Raw genomic sequence first — 21,182 nt, 5'->3', positions numbered from 1 at the left:
ATTCGGTAAGCTCAGGAACCTACTAGACAGGCTAGACAATCATGCCGCGTGGTCGCCCCCCGAAACGGCTTTCCGTGAGTCCGGCGGACCCCGCAGGCCGGATCCGGCGTCGGCACGGTGGCGGGAGGGGGCTTCGCCGCCGAGGCGGACACGGGTGGGAGTTGAGTGATTGCCATGACCGAGATCCCCGTCCCCGGCCCGGGCGGCCGCATCCGTCCGGTTCCGGTGCGCGCGCTCCGCAGCCCCGGGCCCGGCGGTCCGACGAGCGCGGCACCGGTGGTGATCTGGTTCCGCCGCGACCTGAGGGTGGCCGACCAGCCGACGTTCCTGGCGGCGGGCCAGGGAGCTCGCGCGCTTGCCCTGTTCGTCCTCGACCCGCGGCTCCTGCGGCCGTCCGGCGACGCGCGCAAGTGGTTCCTGTTCGGCTGCCTGCGTGCCCTGGACGAGAGCCTGGGCGGGCGGCTCCTGGTCGTGGAGGGCGACCCGGCCCAGGCCGTCCCGCTCGTGGCCGACGCGGCCGGGGCCGGCGAGGTCCACGTCGCCGCGGACTTCGGGCCCTACGGATCCTCCCGGGACCGCGAGGTGGAGCAGGCCCTCGCGGCCCGGGGGGCCACCCTGGTGCGCACGGGTTCCCCCTACGCCGTGGCGCCGGGGCGGGTGCGGTCGGGGGACGGCGGCCGCTACCGCGTCTTCACGCCCTTCCGCCGGGCGTGGGCCGACCACGGCTGGCGTGCTCCGGCCCGCACGGACGCGGGGTTCCTGGACTGGATCGACCCCGCCACGGTGCGGGCCCGGCCGGCCCCGGTGCCGGCCGGGCCGGACGTCGTCGCGGACCTCCCCGAGCCCGGCGAGGCCGCTGCCCGGGACCGGTGGCGGGACTTCCTGGATCACGGGCTGAGCGGCTACGCCGACGGCCGCGACCGGCCGGACAGGCCTGGCACCTCGCGGATGTCCGTCTACCTGAAGTACGGCTGCGTGCATCCGCGCACCCTGCTTGCCGACCTCGCCGGCGACGGCTCCGAGGGTGCGCGGTCCTTCCGCGGCGAGCTCGCCTGGCGCGAGTTCTACGCCGATGTCCTGGACCAGCGGCCGGACTCCGCCCGCCGCAACTACGACCCCGCGTTCGACGGCATGGCCACCGACGGCGGGCGTGACGCCGAAGTCCTGTTCGCCGCCTGGAGGGAGGGGCGCACCGGCTTCCCTGTCGTCGACGCCGGCATGCGCCAGCTCCTGGCCGAGGGCTGGATGCACAACCGGGTGCGCATGATCACGGCGTCCTTCCTGGTCAAGGATCTGCACCTGCCGTGGTGGTGGGGAGCGCGGCACTTCATGCGCCGGCTGGTCGACGGCGATCTCGCGTCCAACCAGCACGGCTGGCAGTGGGTGGCCGGCAGCGGGACCGACGCCGCACCGTACTTCCGGGTGTTCAATCCGGTCCTGCAGGGCGAGCGGTTCGACCCCGAGGGGAACTACGTCCGCACCTATGTCCCGGAGCTTGCCGGCGTGCCGGGCAGGGCCGTGCATCAGCCCTGGAGACTGCCGGAGGGCCCGCCCGGCGGTTATCCTGCACCTGTCGTGGACCACCAGCACGAACGTGCCGTGGCTCTGGAACGCTACGAGGCCGTCAAGGCGGCCCGGAGCGGCCGGGCCGCACCGGGCCGGCGACCGGGATGAGCCTGCCGCGAGCGCGAGGGGACCGCCGACCGCACGGCGGCGAGCGCTTTCCACAGTCTTCGAGGCCCTCGTGACGGCCCGATCTGTGAGATCCGACAAAACAGCGCGTCTCAGGTAGTCCGGCTCGGGTCACGCGTGTTCCCGCTTCGGGTATAGGCTCGGTCGCGTCAGGTGACGACGGTGTGACCTCCACGTTTCGGGCCGGGTCACCACCTGCCCTCGTTGGAGGGCGCCGCCGAGCAGCGGCATCGCGCCGACCACTGGACAACGGCACCGCCCGTCAGGCCCCACCCAGGCAGGGCGCGGTGGAGCCCGCAAGGAATTCGAACCGTGTGCGTCGGGAACGCCGGCGCGCCTGAGGAGGGCATCGTGACCATCCGCGTCGGCATCAACGGCTTCGGCCGCATCGGACGTAACTTCTACCGCGCGCTCGTCGCGTCGGGGGCGGACATCGAGGTCGTCGGGGTCAACGACCTGACCGACAACAAGACGCTCGCCCATCTGCTCAAGTACGACACCGTGCTGGGCCGGTTCCCGCAGTCGGTCGACTTCGACGACGAGAACATCATCGTGGACGGCAAGAAGATCCGTGCGCTCGCCGAGCGCGACCCGGCGAACCTGCCCTGGGCGGAGCTGGGCGCGGACATCGTGATCGAGTCCACGGGCTTCTTCACGGACGCCACGAAGGCCAAGGCGCACATCGACGGCGGTGCCAAGAAGGTCATCATCTCGGCCCCGGCCAAGAACGAGGACGCCACGTTCGTCATGGGCGTCAACAACGAGCAGTACGACCCGGCGTCGCACCACATCATCTCGAACGCGTCGTGCACCACGAACTGCCTCGCCCCGCTGGCGAAGGCCCTGAACGACTCGATCGGTATCGAGCGTGGCCTCATGACCACGATCCACGCCTACACGGGTGACCAGAACCTGCAGGACGGCCCGCACAAGGACCTGCGCCGTGCCCGCGCCGCCGCGCAGAACCTGGTGCCGACCTCGACCGGTGCCGCCAAGGCCGTGTCGCTCGTGCTGCCGGAGCTCAAGGGCAAGCTGGACGGCTACGCCGTGCGCGTGCCGATCATCACCGGCTCGGCCACGGACCTCACCTTCACCGCCTCCAAGGAGGTCACGGTGGACGAGGTCAACGCCGCCGTGAAGGCCGCGGCCGAGGGCACGCTCAAGGGTGTCCTGGAGTACGTCGACGACGAGATCGTCTCGAGCGACATCGTCACCGACCCGCACCAGAGCATCTTCGACGCGAAGCTCACCAAGGTGATCGGCGACCAGGTCAAGGTCGTCTCCTGGTACGACAACGAGTGGGGCTACAGCAACAGCCTCGTCGCGCTGACGACCTTCGTCGGCGAGAAGCTCTGACGAGCTCCTGACCCCGGGCGGCCGCGACGCGTGCCGGTGAACGGGTCGGCCGGGACCGAAGAGGTCCCGGCAGGCCCGTTCACCGGCCGTGGCGGCCCCCGGGGTCGCGTTCTGTCCGGCGAGAAACCCGCACTGTCAGAAGGGCTCTGAGCACCATGAAGACCATCGACTCCCTGGGCGAGGTGCGCGGCAAGCGCGTGCTCGTCCGCTCCGACTTCAACGTCCCCCTCGACGGCACCACCATCACGGACGACGGCCGCATCCGCGCCGCGCTGCCCACACTGCGGCGCCTGGCCGACGCCGGTGCCCGCGTCGTCGTGACCGCCCACCTCGGCCGCCCCAAGGGCGAGCCCAAGCCGGAGTTCTCCCTCGCTCCCGTCGCCGCACGGCTCGGTGAGCTCCTCGGGGCGCCGGTCGCGCTCGCCGAGGACGTCACCGGCCCGTCCGCGCAGAAGGTCGTCGGCGACCTCGCCGACGGTCAGGTGGCCCTGCTGGAGAACGTGCGCTTCGACGCGCGCGAGACGTCCAAGGACGACGCCGAGCGTGCCCAGCTCGCCGGTGAGCTCGCCGCACTGGCGGACGCGTTCGTCTCCGACGGCTTCGGCGTCGTGCACCGCAAGCAGGCGTCCGTGTACGACGTCGCGCAGCTCCTCCCGGCCGCGGCCGGTGAGCTGGTGCTCAAGGAGGTCGAGTCCCTGTCCCGCGCGACGGGCGACCCGGAGCGTCCCTACGCCGTCGTGCTCGGCGGCTCGAAGGTGAGCGACAAGCTCGGCGTGATCGCCAACCTGCTCACCAAGGCGGACCGGCTGCTCATCGGCGGCGGCATGGTGTTCACCTTCCTCGCGGCCAAGGGCCTGGAGGTCGGGACCTCGCTCCTGGAGAAGGACCAGATCGACACCGTCAAGGGGTACCTGGCCACCGCCGAGGAGAACGGCGTGGAGATCGTGCTGCCGACCGACATCGTCGTCGCGGACGCCTTCGACGCCCCGGCCCCGGCCGGCGTGGTGGCGGCTGACGCCATCCCCGCGGACAAGATCGGCCTGGACATCGGCCCGGCCTCCGGCGAGCTCTTCGCCGCGAAGCTCGCCGACACCCGCACCATCGCCTGGAACGGCCCCATGGGCGTGTTCGAGCGTGCCGACTACGCGGCCGGCACCACCGCCGTCGCGCAGGGCATCGTGGACGCGACCGCGAAGGGCGCGTTCTCCATCGTGGGCGGCGGCGACTCGGCCGCAGCGGTGCGCGTGCTCGGCTTCGACGAGGCGGGCTTCAGCCACATCTCCACGGGCGGTGGCGCGAGCCTGGAACTGCTCGAGGGCAAGGAGCTCCCGGGCCTGACGGTCCTTTCCTGACCTGGGTCTCGACGGGCTCGGCCGCCGGTGTCGGCTGCCGGGCCCGTGACGGGGCCCGCACCCCGCGGTCCGATCGACAGAACGTGAAGAGGAACCATGGCAGAGAACCGCACGCCGCTCATGGCGGGCAACTGGAAGATGAACCTGGACCACCAGCAGGCGATCAGCACGGTCCAGAAGCTGGCGTGGACGCTGAAGGACGCGCGTCACGACTACGCGGCGGTCGAGGTGGCGGTGCTCCCGCCGTTCACCGACCTGCGCTCCGTGCAGACCCTCGTGGACGCCGACAAGCTCGACATCCGCTACGGCGGCCAGGACCTGTCGCAGCACGAGTCCGGCGCCTTCACCGGTGAGATCTCCGGCCCGATGCTGGCCAAGCTCGGCTGCACCTACGTGGCCGTCGGTCACTCCGAGCGCCGCCAGCACCACGCCGAGTCCGACGAGCTGGTGGCCGCCAAGGTGGCCGCCGCGCTGAAGAACGGCCTCGCGCCGATCCTGTGCGTGGGGGAGGGGCTGGACGTGCGCAAGGCGGGCGACCAGGTCTCCTACACGCTGGCGCAGGTCGACGCGGCGCTGGACGGCCTGTCGGCCGAGCAGGCCGCGAAGGTCGTCATCGCCTACGAGCCGGTCTGGGCGATCGGCACGGGCGAGGTCGCCACGCCGCAGGACGCCCAGGAGGTCTGCGGCGCCATCCGTGCACGCCTCGCCGAGCTGTACGACGCCGACCTGGCCGGTGCCGTGCGCGTCCTGTACGGGGGCTCGGTGAAGTCCGGCAACGTCGCGCAGATCATGTCGCAGCCCGACGTCGACGGCGCGCTCGTGGGCGGCGCCAGCCTCGACCCCGAGGAGTTCGGCAAGATCGTGCGGTACCAGTCGCACGTGACGGTCTGAGGGCAGGTGCCCGCACTCCCCGGCCCGGATGCACCGGGCCGCGGTGTCGTGTGAGACACTCGGACCCGGTGAACGACCCCCAGTTCATGCTTGTGACCTGGGGGTTCGTTCTCCGGGGGAACCCTCGCTTACCCTTGATCCCGATCCGCCGCCGGAGTGATCTCCGGCACACCGACCGATGAGGACGTGAAGTTCGTGGACGTGCTCCAAATCATCCTGCAGGTTCTGCTGGTGATCACCAGTGCCTTCCTGACCATGCTCGTACTGCTCCACAAGGGCAAGGGTGGCGGTCTCTCCGACATGTTCGGCGGCGGTATCTCCATGGGCGCCGGATCCTCCGGCGTCGCCGAGCGCAACCTGAACCGCATCACGATCGCCTTCGCGATCGTGTGGACGGTGGTCATCGTGCTGCTCGGCCTGGTTCAGAAGGTCAGCTGACCCGAGCGGTTCCGACGCACGGGCGGTCGGCCACCCAACCTCACGGAGGGGACGAGGAACGTGGCATCTGGCGGGCATGCGATCAGGGGTAGCCGGGTAGGCGCCGGCCCCATGGGCGAGACCGAGCGAGGCGAGGCTGCGCCCCGTGTGCGGGTCTCCTACTGGTGTGCGAACGGGCACGAGACGGCACCGAGCTTCTCCGTCGGAGAGGACGTGGAGGCCCCGGTGCACTGGGACTGCCCGCAGTGCGGGTACCCGGCCGGGATGGATCCCGCGAACCCGCCGTCGCCGGTGCGGAACGAGCCGTACAAGACCCACCTGGCCTACGTGAAGGAGCGCCGGTCGGAAGAGGACGGCGCAGCGCTCCTCGCCGAGGCGCTGGAGGCGCTCCACACGCGTCGCGGCAGCATCGTGAACTGAGGACTCGCACGGCGAAAGGCCGCGCGGGCGGGTATCCACACCCACCCGCGCGGCCTTTCGCGCGCCCTCGGTCTCAGCTGGCCGCGGCGGTGTCCAGCAGCCACAGGGTTCGCGACCGGCCGACCGCTCCCGCAGCGGGAACGTCGGCCACCGCGCCCGGGGTGCCGTCCGTCGTGCCGAGCGCCGCGGCGGCCTGAGCCGCCTTCTCGGCACCGGCCGCGACGATCCAGACCTCGCGCGCCGCACGGATCGCGTCGAACGTCAGCGAGACACGTTCCGGTGGCGGCTTCGGCGACCCGTGCACGCCCACCGTGGCGCCGGAGGCGGTGAGGCCCTCGTGCCCGGGGAACAGCGAGGCGACGTGCCCGTCAGGTCCCATGCCCAGCAGGAGGACGTCGAACGCGGGCACCGCGGGGGTGCCGGCGTCCGCCGCGACGCCCGGATCGCCCGTACCCCCGGCCGCGAACCGCGCCAGCTCCGCCGCGTACGCCGCGGCTCCCTCCTCGGGAGATCCCACCGCGGACGGCCCGGGCATCGGGTGCACATTCCCTTCGGGAAGCCCGTGCTCGGCGACCAGGGCGTCGACCAGCGCGTCACGTGCCTGGGTCTCGTTCCGGTCCGGGTCGCCGTCGGGCAGGAAGCGCTCGTCGCCCCACCACAGATGGACGCCGCTCCAGTCCACCGCGGCGAGCAGGGACGACTCCGCGACGCGTGCCAGGGTGCGGATCCCGACGGTGCCGCCCGTGAGGACGACATGCACGGGGGAGCGCACGGACTGCACGTCCAGGATGCGGGTCAGGAGCCGTGCGGCGGCCGCTTCCGCCAGGACGGCAGGGTCGGGATGCACGACGACGAGCCGGGCACCCGGCCGTGCGTCCTCACCCGCGGAAGCGCCCGCCCGGCTCGTGACGGGTGCCGCCGGCGCGTCCTCGCTCATGCCGCACCCTCCACCTGGACCAGCGGCAGGCCCTTGGCCAGGACGCCCTCGTAGACCTCGTCGGGGTCGAGCCGGCGCAGCTCTTCGATGAGGGCCTCGTTGAGCTTGCGGATCGGCAGCGAGATGCGCCGCTCCGGTTTGCCGGGCTGGGTGATCGTGACGACACGGCCGTCGGGCCGGTCGAGCACGATGTCGCCGTCCTTGCGCTGCAGCACCACCTTGGTGATCGCCTCCGCGCCGTCGACCGGCACGATCGTGGTGGTCGCGCCCAGGCGCTCGCCGAGCCAGGCCGCAAGCAGGTGCAGCGAGGTGTGCCGCACCTCGCCCTCGACGCGCACGGAGTGCACGGGCTCGAACGGGGGCTGCTCGACGGCGGCCGCGATGAGTGCCCGCCACAGCGTCACGCGGGCCCATGCCAGGTCGGTGTCGCCGGGCTTGGACACGGTGGGGAGCGAGCGGAGCATGCCGATCGGGTCCTGCACGGCAGTCGTGTCGGTGATCCGGCGGTGCGCCATGGCGCCGACCGGGTCGGCCGCGGGATCACCGGGTGCCTCGCGCGGCCACCAGACGACGATCGGCGCGTCCGGCAGCAGCAGGGGCATCACGAGGGTGTCGCAGCGGTCGAGCACGGGGCCGGAGACCCGCAGCACCACGACCTCCGAGGCGCCGGCGTCGCCGCCCACGCGGATCTGGGCGTCGAGGCGGGCGCCCGTGCCGTCCTGGGTGGGCGCCACCACGATCACGCGGCAGGGGTGCTCCCGGCTCGCGTCGTTCGTGGTGGCCACCGCTTCCTCGACGTCCCGCTCGTCGGCGAGCACCACGAGGGTGAGCACTCGTCCCAGGGCGACGGCGCCGCCCTCGTCGCGCAACCGCACCAGCCGCCGGTTGACGTCGTTGGCGGTGGTGTCGGGCATGTCAATGATCATGGTCCCCGCCCTTCGAGGTGGTTCCTTCGCGCTCCGGCGACGTCACGGCCGCCCGCACCTGGCTGCTGCGGGGGTCCTGGGGCCACGTCATGGTCGCCTCCAGACACGGCCGTCGCGGGCCAGCATCTGGTCCGCCGACGGCGGCCCCCAGGTCCCGGACGCGTACTGCTCCGGCTGGCCCTGCTTGGCCCAGTAGGCCGTGATCGGGTCCAGCACCTTCCAGGACAGCTCGACCTCCTGGTGCGTGGGGAACAGCGGCGGGTCCCCGAGCAGGACGTCGAGGATGAGGCGCTCGTACGCCTCCGGGGAGGACTCGGTGAACGAGTGCCCGTACCCGAAGTCCATCGTGACGTCGCGCACCTGCATGGCCGTGCCCGGCACCTTGGCGCCGAACCGCATCGTCACGCCCTCGTCCGGCTGCACGCGGATCACCAGGGCGTTGTTTCCCAGCTCCGACGTGAGCGACGACTCGAACGGCAGGTGCGGTGCCTTCTTGAAGACGACCGCCACCTCCGTGACGCGGCGGCCCAGCCGCTTGCCGCTGCGCAGGTAGAACGGGACGCCCGCCCAGCGGCGGTTGTCCACGTCCACCTTGATCGCGGCGTACGTCTCGGTGGTGGAGTCCGGTGCGATGCCGTCCTCCTGGAGGAAGCCGTTGACCTCCTCACCGCCCTGCCACGCCGCGGCGTACTGGCCGCGGGCCGTGTGGCGGCCCAGGGACTTCGGCAGCCGCAGGGAGGAGAGGACCTTGATCTTCTCGGCCCGCAGCTCGGCGGCGTCGAAGGTGACGGGCTCCTCCATCGCGACGAGCGCGAGGAGCTGCAGCAGGTGGTTCTGGATGACGTCGCGGGCGGCGCCGATCCCGTCGTAGTAGCCCGCGCGTCCGCCGATGCCGATGTCCTCGGCCATCGTGATCTGCACGTGGTCCACGTAGTTGGCGTTCCAGATCGGCTCGAACATCTGGTTGGCGAACCGCAGCGCCAGGATGTTCTGGACCGTCTCCTTGCCCAGGTAGTGGTCGATGCGGAACACGGAGTCCGGCGGGAAGACCTCCGAGACGACGTTGTCCAGCTCGCGTGCGCTCTCCAGGTCGTGGCCGAACGGCTTCTCGATGACGACGCGCCGCCAGGCCTCGCCGTCGGACAGGTCCGTGTCAGGGGTCGACAGCCCGTGCTTGGACAGCTGGCGGCACACCAGGGGGAACGCGCTCGGCGGCACGGAGAGGTAGAACGCGTGGTTCCCGCCCGTGCCGCGCTCGGCGTCCAGGGTCTCGACGGTCTCGCGCAGCCGCGCGAACGCGTCGTCGTCGTCGAACGAGCCCTCCACGAACCGGATGCCCTCGGCGAGCTGGCGCCAGGTGGCCTCACGGAAGGGCGTGCGGGCGTGCTCCTTGACCGCGTCGTGCACGATCTGGGCGAAATCCTGGTCCGACCACTCGCGGCGGGCGAAGCCCGTCAGCGCGAAGCCGGGCGGCAGCAGACCACGGTTGGCCAGGTCGTAGACCGCGGGCATGAGCTTCTTGCGCGACAGGTCGCCGGTCACCCCGAAGATGACCAGACCGCACGGCCCCGCGATGCGAGGCAGACGGAGGTCGAGGGGGTCACGTAGAGGGTTGTGTTCGGCACTGATCCTTGCTGGTCGCAACGACGTCCTCCGAGATTGTGCGTGTGTATCGCGACGTCGGCCCCACGGCCGCTGTCGCCCGGCGCCCGCAGCCCGCGCGGCGGGCACCGGTGGCGTGGCGGGTGGGGGACCTCGCCGCGTCCTTCGTCAGCTGCCCGCCGCGTCGAGGCCGGCCTGGGTGGTGGCCAGCAGCTCGTCCCAGCTCTTCTCGAACTTGACCACGCCCTCGTCCTCCAGGAGCTGGGTGACCTCGTCCATGGAGATGCCGTGGGCCTCGATCGCCGCGACGGTCGCCGCCGCGGTCCCGGAGGTCCCGGTGACCGTGTCGGCCAGCACGATGCCGTGGTCGGCGAAGGCGTCGAGCGTCTTCTGCGGCATGGTGTTGACCACGCCGTCGACCACGAGCTCGTCCACGTACATGGTGTCGCGGTACTCCGGGTTCTTCACGCCGGTGGACGCCCACAGCGGACGCTGCGGGTGGGCGCCGGCGGCGGCCAGCGCCGACCAGCGCTCGCTCGCGAAGACCTCCTCGTAGGCCGCGAAGGCCAGGCGGGCGTTCGCGATGGCGGCCTGGCCGCGCAGGGCCAGGGCGTCGTCGGAGCCGACGGCGTCGAGACGCTTGTCGACCTCCGAGTCCACACGGGAGACGAAGAACGACGCCACCGAGCCGATCGGTGCGAGGTCGTGCCCGTTCTCCCGCGCCGCCTCCAGGCCCGCCAGGAACGCGTCCATGACGGCCCGGTACCGCTCGATGGAGAAGATCAGCGTGACGTTGACGCTGATGCCCTCCGCCAGGGCCGCCGTGATCGCGGGCAGGCCCTCGACGGTGGCGGGGATCTTGATCATGACGTTCGGCCGGTCGACCGTGGTCCACAGCCGCTTCGCGACCGCGATGGTCGCCTCGGTGTCCCGCGCCAGGCGCGGGTCCACCTCGATGGACACCCGGCCGTCGACCGTGCCCGAGCGGTCGTACACGCCGCGCAGCACGTCGGCCGCGGCACGTACGTCGTCGGTGGTGATCTGCTCGACGGCGGCCTCGACGTCCGTCCCGGCCAGCTCGGCGAGGGCGCCGGCGTACGCGTCGCCCCCGGACAGGGCGCCGGCGAAGATCGTGGGGTTCGTGGTGACGCCGACCACGTTCCTCGTCTCGATCAGCTCCGCGAGGTTGCCGGTGGACAACCGCTCGCGGGACAGGTCGTCCAGCCAGATGGACACACCGGCCTCCGACAGCCGCTGTGTGGGGTTCGCCTGCTCACTCAATGTGCCTGCTCCTCTCTCGTCGTGCGCTCGGATCCAGATCCCTGGAGGCGAGGTACCTCAGGCGGATGCGGCGGCGATCGAGTCCTTCGCTGCCTGGGCCACGGCCTCGGCCGTGATGCCGTACTCGGTGAAGAGCGTCTTGTAGTCCGCGGAGGCGCCGTAGTGCTCGAGCGAGACGGAGCGGCCCGCGTCGCCCACGATCTCCCGCCAGCCCTGCGCGATGCCGGCCTCGACCGACACGCGCGCCTTCACGGCGGCCGGGAGCACCTGCTCGCGGTATGCCTCGTCCTGCCGGGCGAACCACTCGACCGACGGCATCGACACGACCCGGGCCTGCACGCCGTCCGCGGCGAGCAGCTCACGCGCCTGCACCGCGAGCTGCACCTCCGAGCCGGTGCCGACCAGGACCACGTCGGGCGTGCCGTCCGTGTCCAGCAGGGTGTAACCGCCCCGCAGCGTGCCCTCGGCGCCGGCGAAGCCGTCGGTGCCGCGCGGGTAGGTCGGTACGCCCTGGCGGGTGAGCACGATGCCGGCCGGGTTCTGGGTGTTCTCCAGGATGCCGCGCCAGGCCCAGGCGGTCTCGTTCGCGTCGGCCGGACGCACGACGTCGAGATGCGGGATGGCGCGCAGCGCCGCGAGGTGCTCGACGGGCTGGTGCGTGGGGCCGTCCTCGCCCAGGCCGATCGAGTCGTGCGTCCACACGAACGTCGTCGGGATCTCCATCAGGGCCGCGAGGCGGACCGATGCCCGCATGTAGTCCGCGAACTGGAGGAACGTGCCGCCGTACGGGCGGGTCAGGCCGTGCAGCACGATGCCGTTGAGGATCGCGCCCATGCCGTGCTCGCGGATGCCGAAGTGCAGCGTGCGGCCGTACTGGTCGCCGGGGAACTTCTTCGTGGCGTGCTCGGCGGGCACGAAGGACGGCTCGCCGTCCATCGTCGTGTTGTTCGAGCCCGCGAGGTCGGCCGAACCGCCCCACAGCTCGGGCAGGACGTCCTTCAGAGCCGTGAGGACCTTGCCCGACGCCGCACGGGTGGCCAGGCCCTTCTCCGTGTCCGCGGGGAACTCGGGCAGGGCGTCGGCCCAGCCCTCGGGAAGCTCATGCTTGGTGAGCCGGTCCAGCAGCGCGGCGCCGGCGGGGTTGGCCGACCGCCAGGAGGTGTAGGCCTTCTCCCACTCCTTGCGCGCACCCGCCTGGTGCTCGGCCACGGCACGGGTGTGGGCCAGGACGTCGTCGTCGATGTGGAAGGACACCTCGGGGTCGAGGCCGAGCTCCTGCTTCAGCGCGGTCAGCTCCTCGCCGCCGAGCTTGGAGCCGTGGATGCCGCCCGTGTTCTGCTTGCCGGGCGACGGCCAGCCGATGATGGTGCGCAGCGCGATGATCGACGGCTTGCCGGTCTCCGCCTTGGCGGCCTCGATCGCGCCGGCCAGGCCCTCGACGTCCTCGGCGTAGCCGGTGCCGCCGGAGGTCCAGTCCACCTTCTGGGTGTGCCAGCCGTAGGCCGCGTAGCGCGCCAGGACATCCTCGGTGAACGCGATGTCCGTGTCGTCCTCGATCGAGATCTTGTTGTCGTCCCAGATCACGACGAGGTTGCCGAGCTGCTGGTGTCCCGCGAGCGACGACGCCTCACTGGTGACGCCCTCCTGCAGGTCACCGTCGGACGCGATGACGTACACGTGGTGGTCGAACGGCGACGTCCCCGCGGCGGCCTCCGGGTCCAGCAGGCCCCGCTCGCGGCGGGCGGCGAACGCCATGCCCACGGCCGAGGCCAGGCCCTGGCCCAGCGGGCCGGTGGTGATCTCCACGCCCTCCGTGTGGCGGTACTCCGGGTGGCCCGGCGTCTTCGAGCCCCAGGTGCGCAGCGCCGCGAGGTCCTCCATCTCCAGGCCGTAGCCCGCGAGGAAGAGCTGCAGGTACAGCGTCAGGGAGGAGTGGCCCGCGCTCAGCACGAACCGGTCGCGGCCCACCCAGGCCGGGTCGGCCGGGTCGTGACGCATCGTCTTCTGGAACAGGAGGTAGGCGGCGGGAGCCAGGGAGATCGCGGTGCCGGGGTGCCCGTTGCCGACCTTCTCCACGGCATCGGCCGCGAGCGCCTTGATCGACGTCACCGCGCGCTGGTCGAGCTCGGACCAGTCGAGCGGGGACAGGGTGGGGTCGAACGTCATCTCGAATCCTCTTCTCACCGCCGGCGCAGACAGGCCGCGCGGGTCGTACGTGCGGCGACGGGTCGTTGAACGGCCGCCGTGGATACCGCACTCACCCTATAACCGCACCCAGGCGCTCGCGTCGAGCTGTCCGCTCCGTGTACCCCTTGCGCGGCGAACGTCACACGAACGCCTGTGGTGACGGGCAGCGGCCCACGTCGCGTGCGGCGTACCATGAGCACGCCCTGTCCGCCCCGTCCGAACGGAACGTCCATCCCGTGAGCAGGTTCGCAGGCGATGCCTCGCCGTCATCCGTCGACCGAGCGTCCGCCGCCACGGCCGGGACCGTGTCGCCGGGCCGTGTCCCGCAGGTCGAGGACGCTCGTGAGGGCCTGGCCAACTACGACCGCCGCCCGGGGGGCCGGTTCCTGCGCCGGGTGGGTGCGTACGTCGCGCTGACCAAGCCGCGTGTGATCGAGCTGCTGCTGGTCACGACGATTCCCACGATGATCCTGGCGGAGGGCGGCTGGCCCTCGGTGTGGCTGATGGTCGCCACCCTGATCGGCGGGGCGCTCGCGGCGGGGAGTGCGAACGCGTTCAACATGTATCTGGACCGGGACATCGACAAGGTGATGAACCGGACAAAGCGTCGGCCGCTGGCGACGGGTGAGATCTCGGCGCGGGCGGGCCTGGTGTTCTCGTGGGTCCTGTGCGCGCTCGCGCTGGCCTGGTTCGCCCTGGTGGTCAATCTCGCGTCGGCGTGGCTGACGGCGGCCGCGATCGCGATCTACGTGGTGGGCTACACGATGATCCTGAAGCGGCGTACGCCGCAGAACATCGTGTGGGGCGGGATCGCGGGCTGCATGCCGGTGTTCATCGGCTGGGCGGCGGTCACGGGCGGGCTGAGCTGGTCGGCGCTCGCGCTGTTCGGCGTCATCTTCTTCTGGACGCCGCCGCACTACTGGCCGCTGTCGATCAAGTTCAAGCGGGACTATGCCGCGGCCGACGTGCCGATGCTCCCGGTCGTCTCGGACGACCGTCGTGTCGCCGCGGAGATGGTCGGCTACACGCTCGCGATGATCGCCTGCTCCGTGGTGCTGGTGCCGCTGGCGGGAATGAGCTGGGTGTACACGGCGGTGGCGGCCGGGCTCGGTGCCTGGTTCCTCGCGTCCACGATCCTCATGCTGCGCCGCGCCAAGCGGGGTGCCACGGGCAAGCGGCTGGGCGCGATGAAGGTGTTCCACGCGTCGATCACCTATCTGTCGGTGCTCTTCCTGGCCGTCGCGGTGGACGTCTTCCTGCCGTTCTGACGCGTCGTGCACGCGGCGCCCCGGGATGTGCGGGCCCGCGGTGCCGGCGTCGGTCCGTGTGGTGTCCCGGACGATGTCACCCGACAACGCCGCGCGCGAAGTCTTGTCCCCACCGGCGTCCGCGTGCGTGCCCTCGCCGGGCATAGCATCGACCCTGTGACCGTGACCGATTCCACAGACCTCACCGCCCGCCGCACCGCCCGCGAGAAGAGGCGTGTGGCACCTGACTACGCTCGCTCGTGGCTCCTGCTCTCGGCGATGCGGACAGACGCGTTCGACGACGCCCAGCTCTCCCGCGCCGACCAGATCCTGCTCGACTGCGAGGACGCCATCGACGACAGCCTGAAGGACGAGGCGCGTGACCGCGTGATCGCCTGGCTGCGCGGTGGCGGCAGCGCCTGGGTGCGGATCAACGACCGCACCTCGTCGGCCTGGGCGGACGACGTCGCCCGGCTGCGGGACGTGGAGGGGCTGGCCGGTGTCATGCTGGCCAAGACGGAGTCGGCGGACGACGTCATCGACACCGCGCAGCGCCTGGGTGGTGAGGTTCCGGTCATCCCGCTGGTGGAGTCCGCCCTCGGGATCGAGGAGGCCGTCAACATCGCCCGGGCCCGGGGGACGTTCCGCCTCGCGTTCGGTTCCGGTGACTACCGGCGTGACACGGGTGCGGCGAACGAGCCCATCCCCATGGCCTACCCGCGCACGCGGCTCGTGCTGGCGAGCCGGATCGGGGGCCTGCCGGGCCCGGTCGACGGCCCGACGGTCGGGTCCGCGCACGCCCTGTTGCGCGAGCAGTCGGCCGACGCGGTCGCTCTCGGCATGACCGGCAAGCTGTGCCTCGACCTGGAGCAGCCCGCCGTCATCAACGAGTGCTTCAGCCCGTCGCCGTCCGACGTCGCCTGGGCCGTCGACTTCCTCGCGGAGTTCGAGGCCGCCGGCGGCGTGATCCGCGACGGCTCGGACAAGCCCCGCCTGGCGCGGGCGCAGGTGATCCGCAGCCGGGCGGAGCTGTTCAACATCAACCCGTCGTGACTGCCTTCGCGACGGGCGCGATATCACGGCGTGCCGTGGCGGTCCGTGTGCCGGTGGAAGGCATGATGGGACCGTGTCCAGCCTGACGGAGGTCGACGGTGTCCTCGGCGAGGCGCTTCGCGACTACCTCGCGCATCTGCGGGTGGAGCGCGGGCTGTCCGCCAACACCGTCGACGCCTACGGCCGCGATCTCGTGCGCTACGTCGCCCATCTCGGCGAGGTGGGGCGGATGAGCCTGGCGCAGGTCACCGAGGCAGATGTCCTGGCCTACGTCGACGCGATCCGCCAGGGGGGCGACGGCGGAGCCCCGCTGTCGGCGTCGTCCACGGCGCGTGCTCTCGCCGCCGTGCGTGGCTGGCACCGGTTCGTGCACGCGGAGGGTCTGGCCGCCGAGGACCCCACCACCCAGGTGCATGCGCCCACCCGGATGCGCCGGCTGCCGCACGCCCTGAGCGTGGACGACGTGTCTCGCCTGCTCGACGCCGCGGGCGCGGGCGAGGGCCCGGTGCCGCTGCGTGACCGGGCGCTGCTGGAGCTGCTGTACGCCACGGGCGGGCGGATCTCGGAGATCGTCGGCCTGGACGTGGACGACGTCGGCGACGCGCCGGTCGTCCGCCTGCGCGGCAAGGGCGACAAGGAGCGTGTCGTGCCGGTCGGGTCCTTCGCGCGCGACGCCGTGCAGGCGTACCTCGTTCGCGCCCGGCCCGTCCTGGCGTCCGCGGCCCGGCAGCAGGGCACGCCCGCCCTGTTCCTGAACGCGCGCGGAGGGCGGATGTCACGCCAGACGGCGTGGGCGGCCCTGCAGGCCGCGGCCGGCCGCGCCGGGCTGGCGGGCGTCTCGCCGCACACGCTGCGGCACTCGTTCGCGACCCACCTGCTGGCCGGGGGAGCGGACGTCCGGGTGGTGCAGGAACTGCTGGGCCACGCGTCGGTCACCACCACGCAGATCTACACGATGGTCACTCCCGACGCCCTGCGCGAGGTCTACGCGGCCGCCCATCCCCGGGCCCGCTGAGCCGTGTGCGGCCGCCCACCGCGGCCGCACACTGCGGCGGCCCGCGCGAACCTGACCGTCCGAACGCGACCGTCGGAACGAGCACCCGGGAAAAATGAACGGCCCCGCGGTTGTGGACCCGCGGGGCCGGTCGATCCGCTGTCTCGTTCGGATCCCGCCGACGCTCTCACGCCGGAAGCCTGCGCCCATGCTACCCGCCCGGAGGACACCGCGCCGCCGGCGTCCCTTGCCCAAGCGCGGGGAATCTCGGGCGCGCCGGGGTTTCGGCGAGTTCCGGGGATGAGCCTGGTATAGCGTGACGGGCGTGAGCGAGGCACGAGGCCGAACGGAGGGAGCGGGTGAGATGACGGACACGCTGGTCGACGCCGGGCCTGCGTCCGGTGAGCCACCCGCGTCCGACGACGTCGTCCGGGACGTGGTGGGACGGGTGATGCCGGATCTTCCGGAGCCGCCGCCGCTCACCAGCCACGGCCCGGCCCGCATCATCGCGATGTGCAACCAGAAGGGCGGGGTCGGCAAGACCACCACCACCATCAACCTCGGTGCCTGCCTGGCGGAGCACGGCCGCAAGGTGCTGCTGGTCGACTTCGACCCGCAGGGTGCCGCGTCGGTGGGCATCGGTGTCAACCCGCACGAGCTCGACGTCACCGTCTACAACCTGCTCATGGAACGCGGGGTGCGGGTTGAGGACACCCTCATCGAGTCGGGCATCGAGGGCCTCGACGTGCTGCCGGCGAACATCGACCTGTCCGCCGCCGAGGTCCAGCTCGTCGGCGAGGTCGCCCGGGAGTCCGTCCTGTCGCGGGCGCTGCGCCCGATCGTCGACGACTACGACGTCATCCTCATCGACTGCCAGCCCTCGCTCGGGCTCCTCACCGTCAACGCGCTCACGGCCGCGCACGGTGTGCTGATCCCCCTGGAGTGCGAGTTCTTCGCGCTGCGCGGCGTGGCACTGCTGGTCGAGACGATCGAGAAGGTGCGGGACCGGCTGAACCCCGCCCTGGAGATCGACGGTATTCTGCCCACCATGTACGATTCGCGCACCCTCCACTCCCGGGAGGTCGTGGCCCGGGTGCACGAGGCCTTCGGCGACACGCTGCTGCACTCCGTCATCGGCCGCACCGTGAAGTTCCCGGACGCCACCGTGGCCGCCGAGCCGATCACCGCCTACGCGCCCGGACACCCCGGCGCGTCCGCCTACCGTCAGCTCGCCCGGGAGCTCGTGGCCCGTGGCCACGCCGCCTGAGGTCCTGGAGGCACCCGGCGACATCCTGTCCGACGGCGCGCCGGCCTCCAGCGACGACGCCGCCCCCGAGGCGGCCGGCCCCCAGGACGACGGGCCGCGCCCACAGCGCACCGCCGGTGGCTTCGAGGTCCATCTCGACAACTTCACCGGCCCGTTCGACCTCCTGCTGAGCCTGATCACCAAGCACGAGATGGACGTGACCGAGGTGGCGCTCGCGGCCGTCACCGACGAGTTCGTCGCGCACATCCGCGCCGCCGAGGAAGCAGCCCGCCAAGCCGCCGACCGCGGGGACGAGCACCCGTCCTGGGACCTGGGCGTGGCCTCGGAGTTCCTGGTCGTCGCGGCGACCCTGCTGGACATCAAGGCGGCCCGGCTGCTGCCCGGCGTCATCGAGGAGGACCTCGACGACCTGGAACTCCTGGAGGCGCGCGACCTGCTGTTCGCCCGGCTCCTGCAGTACCGCGCCTACAAGGAGATCTCCGCGGTGCTCGCCGAGCGGATGGCCACGGCCGGGCGTCGCGTGCCGCGCCTGACGCCGCTGGAGCCGCATCTGACGGCCCTGCTGCCGGAGCTGAAGTGGACCGTCGACGGTCCACGGCTCGCCGCGCTGGCGGCCAAGGCCCTCCAGCCGAAGGCACCGCCCGAGGTGTCTCTCACGCACCTGCACGCGCCGGCGGTGAGCGTGCGCGAGGAGGCGGGTACGATCGTGCGCCGTCTGCGGGCCGAGCGCGTGCTGACCTTCCGTGCGTTGACCGCGGGGGCGGAGCGTCTGGTGGTGGTGGCGAGGTTCCTCGCGTTGCTGGAGCTGTTCCGGGACCGGCTGGTCGGTTTCGAGCAGGTCACGTCCCTCGGTGAGCTGACGGTCCGCTGGGCGGGCGGTCCGGGTGACGGCGCCAAGTACCTCGACCCGGACGCCGGTCCCAGTGAGTTCGACGAGGACGACCCGCCGCCGGTCGCGCCCGACGCGCCGGGGACCGGCGCGTCCGGGGACGCGGCAGCGGTGCGGGAGGAGGAGGCAGAGTGACGCAGTCGCAGGAGACCGGACAGGCGCCGCCCGGCGCGAGCACGGGGGAGGCGAAGGACGCCCAGGACGAACTTCCCCTCGTCGACGTCGAGGAGCTTCCCGGTGGGGCCCGTGCCGCACTGGAGGCCGTCCTCATGGTGGCCGACGCGCCCGTCCCGACGGAGCGGCTGGCCGTGGCGCTCGGCCTGCCGGCCGGCGAGGTGCGGGACCTGCTGGAGGAGATCTCCGACGAGTACCGCGGCGAGCTCGGCGGCCGCCCGCGCGGGTTCGAGCTGCGCCGTGGCGCCGAGGGCTGGCGGATATACTCGTCGACCGCGCACGGCGACGTCGTGGGCCGGTTCGTGCTCGACGGGCAGACCGCCAGGCTCAGCCAGGCGGCTCTGGAGACGCTCGCCGTGATCGCCTACCGGCAGCCCGTCACGCGTGGCCAGGTCAGCGCGGTGCGCGGGGTGAACGTGGACGGCGTGGTGCGTACGCTGCTCACGCGCGGGCTCATCGCGGAGATCGAGCAGGACCCGGCCACGGGTGCGGTCCTGTTCGGAACCACGGGATACTTCCTGGAGCGGATGGGTTACGACTCGCTCGACGAGCTGCCCCCGCTGGCTCCGCACCTGCCGGACCTGGACGCACTGGAGAGCCTGGACTGAGACCGGGGGCGGCGGGAGCCGGACCGCGTGGAGCAGGCCGGGCCGGGGACGCGCATGCGGCCGCCGGCATCCGTCCCGCACCGAGAGAACGAACAACCGAGAGAACGCACATCAGGACCGGCCACCAGGGCCGATCGCCCAGCACGGACACCGAAGGAACGATGAACCAGCACAGCCGCGGCGGGAGCCGCCGCAACAGTCAGAACCGCGCCGCAGCCAACCGGGCCGGTCAGGGCCGCTCCCAGGGACGCCGGCAACCGAGCGGTCAGGACCGGGCCGCCGCCCGGCGCCGGGCAGCGGCCGGCGAGCCGGCGCGGGACGTGCACGTCGCCGACGGCGTCCGCCTGCAGAAGGTGCTCGCGCAGGCGGGCTTCGGCTCGCGGCGGGCGTGCGAGGAGCTGATCGAGCGCGGGCACGTGGAGGTCGACGGCACGCTGGTGACCGAGCTCGGTCTGCGGGTCGACCCGGTCGCGGCCGTCATCCACGTGGACGGGCTGCGCGTGCAGCTCGACCAGGACAAGATCACCCTGGCGCTGCACAAGCCGCACGGCGTGGTGTCCACCATGCACGACCCCAAGGGGCGCCCCACCGTCGCCGACCTGGTCAAGGACCGTGAGGAACGGCTCTTCCACGTCGGACGCCTCGACGCGGACAGCGAGGGACTGCTGCTGCTGACCAACGACGGCGAGCTGGCCAACCGGCTGTCGCACCCGAAGTACGAGATCCCCAAGACCTACGTGGTGACGGTCGAGGGCGGCCCGATCTACCCGCGGATCGTCAAGGAACTCACCCGCGGCATCGAGCTCGACGACGGCCCCGCGCGGCTGGACTCGGTCAAGGTGCTGCAGGAGGTCGCCGACACGACCCTGCTGGAGGTCGTGCTGCACGAGGGCCGCAACCGTATCGTGCGGCGGATGTTCGACACGGTGGAACGGCCGGTGACACGGCTGGTGCGCACCCGGATCGGCCCCATCCGGCTCGGGGACCTGAAACCGGGCCGCACCCGGGTGCTGGGCCGGGTCGAGCTCGGGCAGCTGATGTCGGACGTGGAGCTGTGACCGCTCTCGACGCGGACCGTCACGAGGACCAGATGGAACAGAAGGAGACCACCACCGTGAGCGTGCCCCAAGACCTTGCCGCCCCCGCCGTCGTCATCGCCGTGGACGGCCCGTCCGGGTCCGGCAAGTCGAGCGTGTCCAGGGCCGTGGCCGCCCGGCTCGGCCTGGCCTACCTCGACACCGGTGCCATGTACCGGGCTGCGACGGTGTGGTGCACCCGGCGCGGCACCGACCTGTCCGACGTCGCGGCGGTGGCAGCGGACGTCGCGTCCATGCCGCTGGAGATGGGCGTGGACCCCGAAGGCCCGGGCGTGGTCCTCGACGGGCAGGACGTCGCCGAGGAGATCCGCACGACGGCGGTCTCCGCGACCGTCTCGAAGGTGGCGACGAACCTCGAGGTTCGGGCCGAGCTGAAGCGGCGCCAGCGCGAGGCGATCGACGCGGAACGGACCGGCGGGTTCTCCGGCGGACGGGGAGTCCTCGCGGAGGGCCGGGACATCACCACGGTGGTGGCGCCCGACGCCGATGTCCGCATCCTGCTGACCGCCAGCGAGGAGGCGCGGCTGCGGCGCCGTGCGCTGGACGTGCACGGGGCCGCCGACGCCTCCGCGGTCGAGGCGACCCGGGACCAGGTGCTGCGCCGCGACCGCGACGACTCGACGGTGTCGCAGTTCGAGGTCGCGGCCGACGGCGTGGTGACGGTGGACTCCTCCGACCTCGACCTCGAGCAGACCGTGGACGCCGTTCTGGCGGTGGTCGCCAAGGTCACAGGGACGAGGACGGCACCCGCGCCGTCGTCGTGACGGTTCG

Annotated in this window: 19 protein-coding genes; 14 read left to right on the top strand and 5 right to left on the bottom strand. The window is 72.0% G+C overall.

All coding sequences use genetic code 11. From position 1 onward, the window contains the following. Positions 1 to 174 precede the first annotated feature (174 nt). From HGK34_RS08475 to HGK34_RS08450, 6 genes are all read left to right on the top strand, one after another. A complete protein-coding gene (locus HGK34_RS08475) occupies positions 175 to 1,674 on the top strand; it encodes a cryptochrome/photolyase family protein (protein ID WP_201846146.1) in 1,500 nt (499 codons plus the stop codon). 369 nt (positions 1,675 to 2,043) lie between these two features. Beyond that, on the top strand, positions 2,044 to 3,048 hold the full coding sequence (gene gap, locus HGK34_RS08470; protein ID WP_201846145.1) for a type I glyceraldehyde-3-phosphate dehydrogenase: 1,005 nt from the start codon (positions 2,044 to 2,046) through the stop codon (positions 3,046 to 3,048). A 155-nt stretch (positions 3,049 to 3,203) separates the two neighbouring features. Then, a complete protein-coding gene (locus HGK34_RS08465) occupies positions 3,204 to 4,400 on the top strand; it encodes a phosphoglycerate kinase (RefSeq protein WP_201846144.1) in 1,197 nt (398 codons plus the stop codon). A 96-nt stretch (positions 4,401 to 4,496) separates the two neighbouring features. Continuing rightward, positions 4,497 to 5,291: a triose-phosphate isomerase gene (gene tpiA, locus HGK34_RS08460; protein WP_201846143.1), complete on the top strand. Its 795-nt coding sequence runs from the start codon at positions 4,497 to 4,499 to the stop codon at positions 5,289 to 5,291. A 195-nt stretch (positions 5,292 to 5,486) separates the two neighbouring features. Next, positions 5,487 to 5,729, top strand: coding sequence for a preprotein translocase subunit SecG (secG, locus tag HGK34_RS08455; protein WP_201846142.1), 243 nt, complete (start codon positions 5,487 to 5,489; stop codon positions 5,727 to 5,729). A 60-nt stretch (positions 5,730 to 5,789) separates the two neighbouring features. Then, complete coding sequence (locus HGK34_RS08450; RefSeq protein WP_201846141.1) at positions 5,790 to 6,149, top strand: RNA polymerase-binding protein RbpA; 360 nt, start codon at positions 5,790 to 5,792, stop codon at positions 6,147 to 6,149. 73 nt (positions 6,150 to 6,222) lie between these two features. Here HGK34_RS08450 and pgl read toward each other — a convergent pair whose 3' ends face one another. From pgl to tkt, 5 genes are all read right to left on the bottom strand, one after another. Further along, a complete protein-coding gene (gene pgl, locus HGK34_RS08445; protein WP_201846140.1) occupies positions 6,223 to 7,086 on the bottom strand; it encodes a 6-phosphogluconolactonase in 864 nt (287 codons plus the stop codon). Further along, positions 7,083 to 8,012, bottom strand: a complete 930-nt coding sequence (locus HGK34_RS08440) for a glucose-6-phosphate dehydrogenase assembly protein OpcA (protein ID WP_201846139.1) — start codon at positions 8,010 to 8,012, stop codon at positions 7,083 to 7,085. Before HGK34_RS08440 ends, pgl begins: the two co-directional genes overlap by 4 nt. A gap of 87 nt (positions 8,013 to 8,099) precedes the next feature. Continuing rightward, positions 8,100 to 9,656: a glucose-6-phosphate dehydrogenase gene (gene zwf / locus HGK34_RS08435; protein ID WP_201846138.1), complete on the bottom strand. Its 1,557-nt coding sequence runs from the start codon at positions 9,654 to 9,656 to the stop codon at positions 8,100 to 8,102. 126 nt (positions 9,657 to 9,782) lie between these two features. Continuing rightward, a complete protein-coding gene (gene tal, locus HGK34_RS08430) occupies positions 9,783 to 10,895 on the bottom strand; it encodes a transaldolase (RefSeq protein ID WP_201846137.1) in 1,113 nt (370 codons plus the stop codon). Between the two features lie 57 nt (positions 10,896 to 10,952). Then, positions 10,953 to 13,061 carry a transketolase gene (gene tkt / locus HGK34_RS08425; RefSeq protein WP_201846136.1) on the bottom strand — a complete coding sequence of 703 codons (2,109 nt, stop codon included), beginning with the start codon at positions 13,059 to 13,061 and terminating at the stop codon, positions 10,953 to 10,955. Between the two features lie 371 nt (positions 13,062 to 13,432). On the opposite strand from tkt, the gene HGK34_RS08420 reads away from it, so the two are divergent. The 8 genes from HGK34_RS08420 to cmk all read left to right on the top strand — a co-directional run bounded on the left by HGK34_RS08420 (position 13,433) and on the right by cmk (position 21,175). Next, entirely contained in the window at positions 13,433 to 14,350 is a 918-nt protein-coding gene (locus HGK34_RS08420) for a heme o synthase (RefSeq protein ID WP_207193316.1), read from the top strand. A 162-nt stretch (positions 14,351 to 14,512) separates the two neighbouring features. After that, positions 14,513 to 15,382, top strand: a complete 870-nt coding sequence (locus HGK34_RS08415; RefSeq protein WP_201846135.1) for an HpcH/HpaI aldolase/citrate lyase family protein — start codon at positions 14,513 to 14,515, stop codon at positions 15,380 to 15,382. Positions 15,383 to 15,464: 82 nt separating this feature from the next. Beyond that, positions 15,465 to 16,397 (top strand): site-specific tyrosine recombinase XerD, encoded by a 933-nt coding sequence (xerD, locus tag HGK34_RS08410; protein WP_201846201.1) that lies wholly within the window; start codon positions 15,465 to 15,467, stop codon positions 16,395 to 16,397. A gap of 430 nt (positions 16,398 to 16,827) precedes the next feature. Next, positions 16,828 to 17,643, top strand: a complete 816-nt coding sequence (locus HGK34_RS08405; protein WP_201846200.1) for a ParA family protein — start codon at positions 16,828 to 16,830, stop codon at positions 17,641 to 17,643. Beyond that, complete coding sequence (locus HGK34_RS08400) at positions 17,627 to 18,667, top strand: segregation and condensation protein A (RefSeq protein WP_201846134.1); 1,041 nt, start codon at positions 17,627 to 17,629, stop codon at positions 18,665 to 18,667. The genes HGK34_RS08405 and HGK34_RS08400 overlap by 17 nt, the downstream gene beginning before the upstream one ends. After that, complete coding sequence (gene scpB / locus HGK34_RS08395; protein ID WP_201846133.1) at positions 18,664 to 19,314, top strand: SMC-Scp complex subunit ScpB; 651 nt, start codon at positions 18,664 to 18,666, stop codon at positions 19,312 to 19,314. Before HGK34_RS08400 ends, scpB begins: the two co-directional genes overlap by 4 nt. Before the next feature lie 161 nt (positions 19,315 to 19,475). Next, a complete protein-coding gene (locus tag HGK34_RS08390; protein ID WP_201846132.1) occupies positions 19,476 to 20,372 on the top strand; it encodes a pseudouridine synthase in 897 nt (298 codons plus the stop codon). 32 nt (positions 20,373 to 20,404) lie between these two features. Next, the gene (cmk, locus tag HGK34_RS08385; RefSeq protein WP_201846199.1) at positions 20,405 to 21,175 is read left to right on the top strand and encodes a (d)CMP kinase; all 771 of its coding nucleotides are present in this window, start codon (positions 20,405 to 20,407) and stop codon (positions 21,173 to 21,175) included. Positions 21,176 to 21,182 lie beyond the last annotated feature (7 nt).

Source organism: Myceligenerans indicum (assembly GCF_016742955.1).
GTDB classification, from domain to species: Bacteria; Actinomycetota; Actinomycetes; order Actinomycetales; family Cellulomonadaceae; genus Myceligenerans; species Myceligenerans indicum.
Note: the sequence above shows the minus strand (reverse complement) of the source record. Positions and strands in the feature narration are given on the sequence as shown.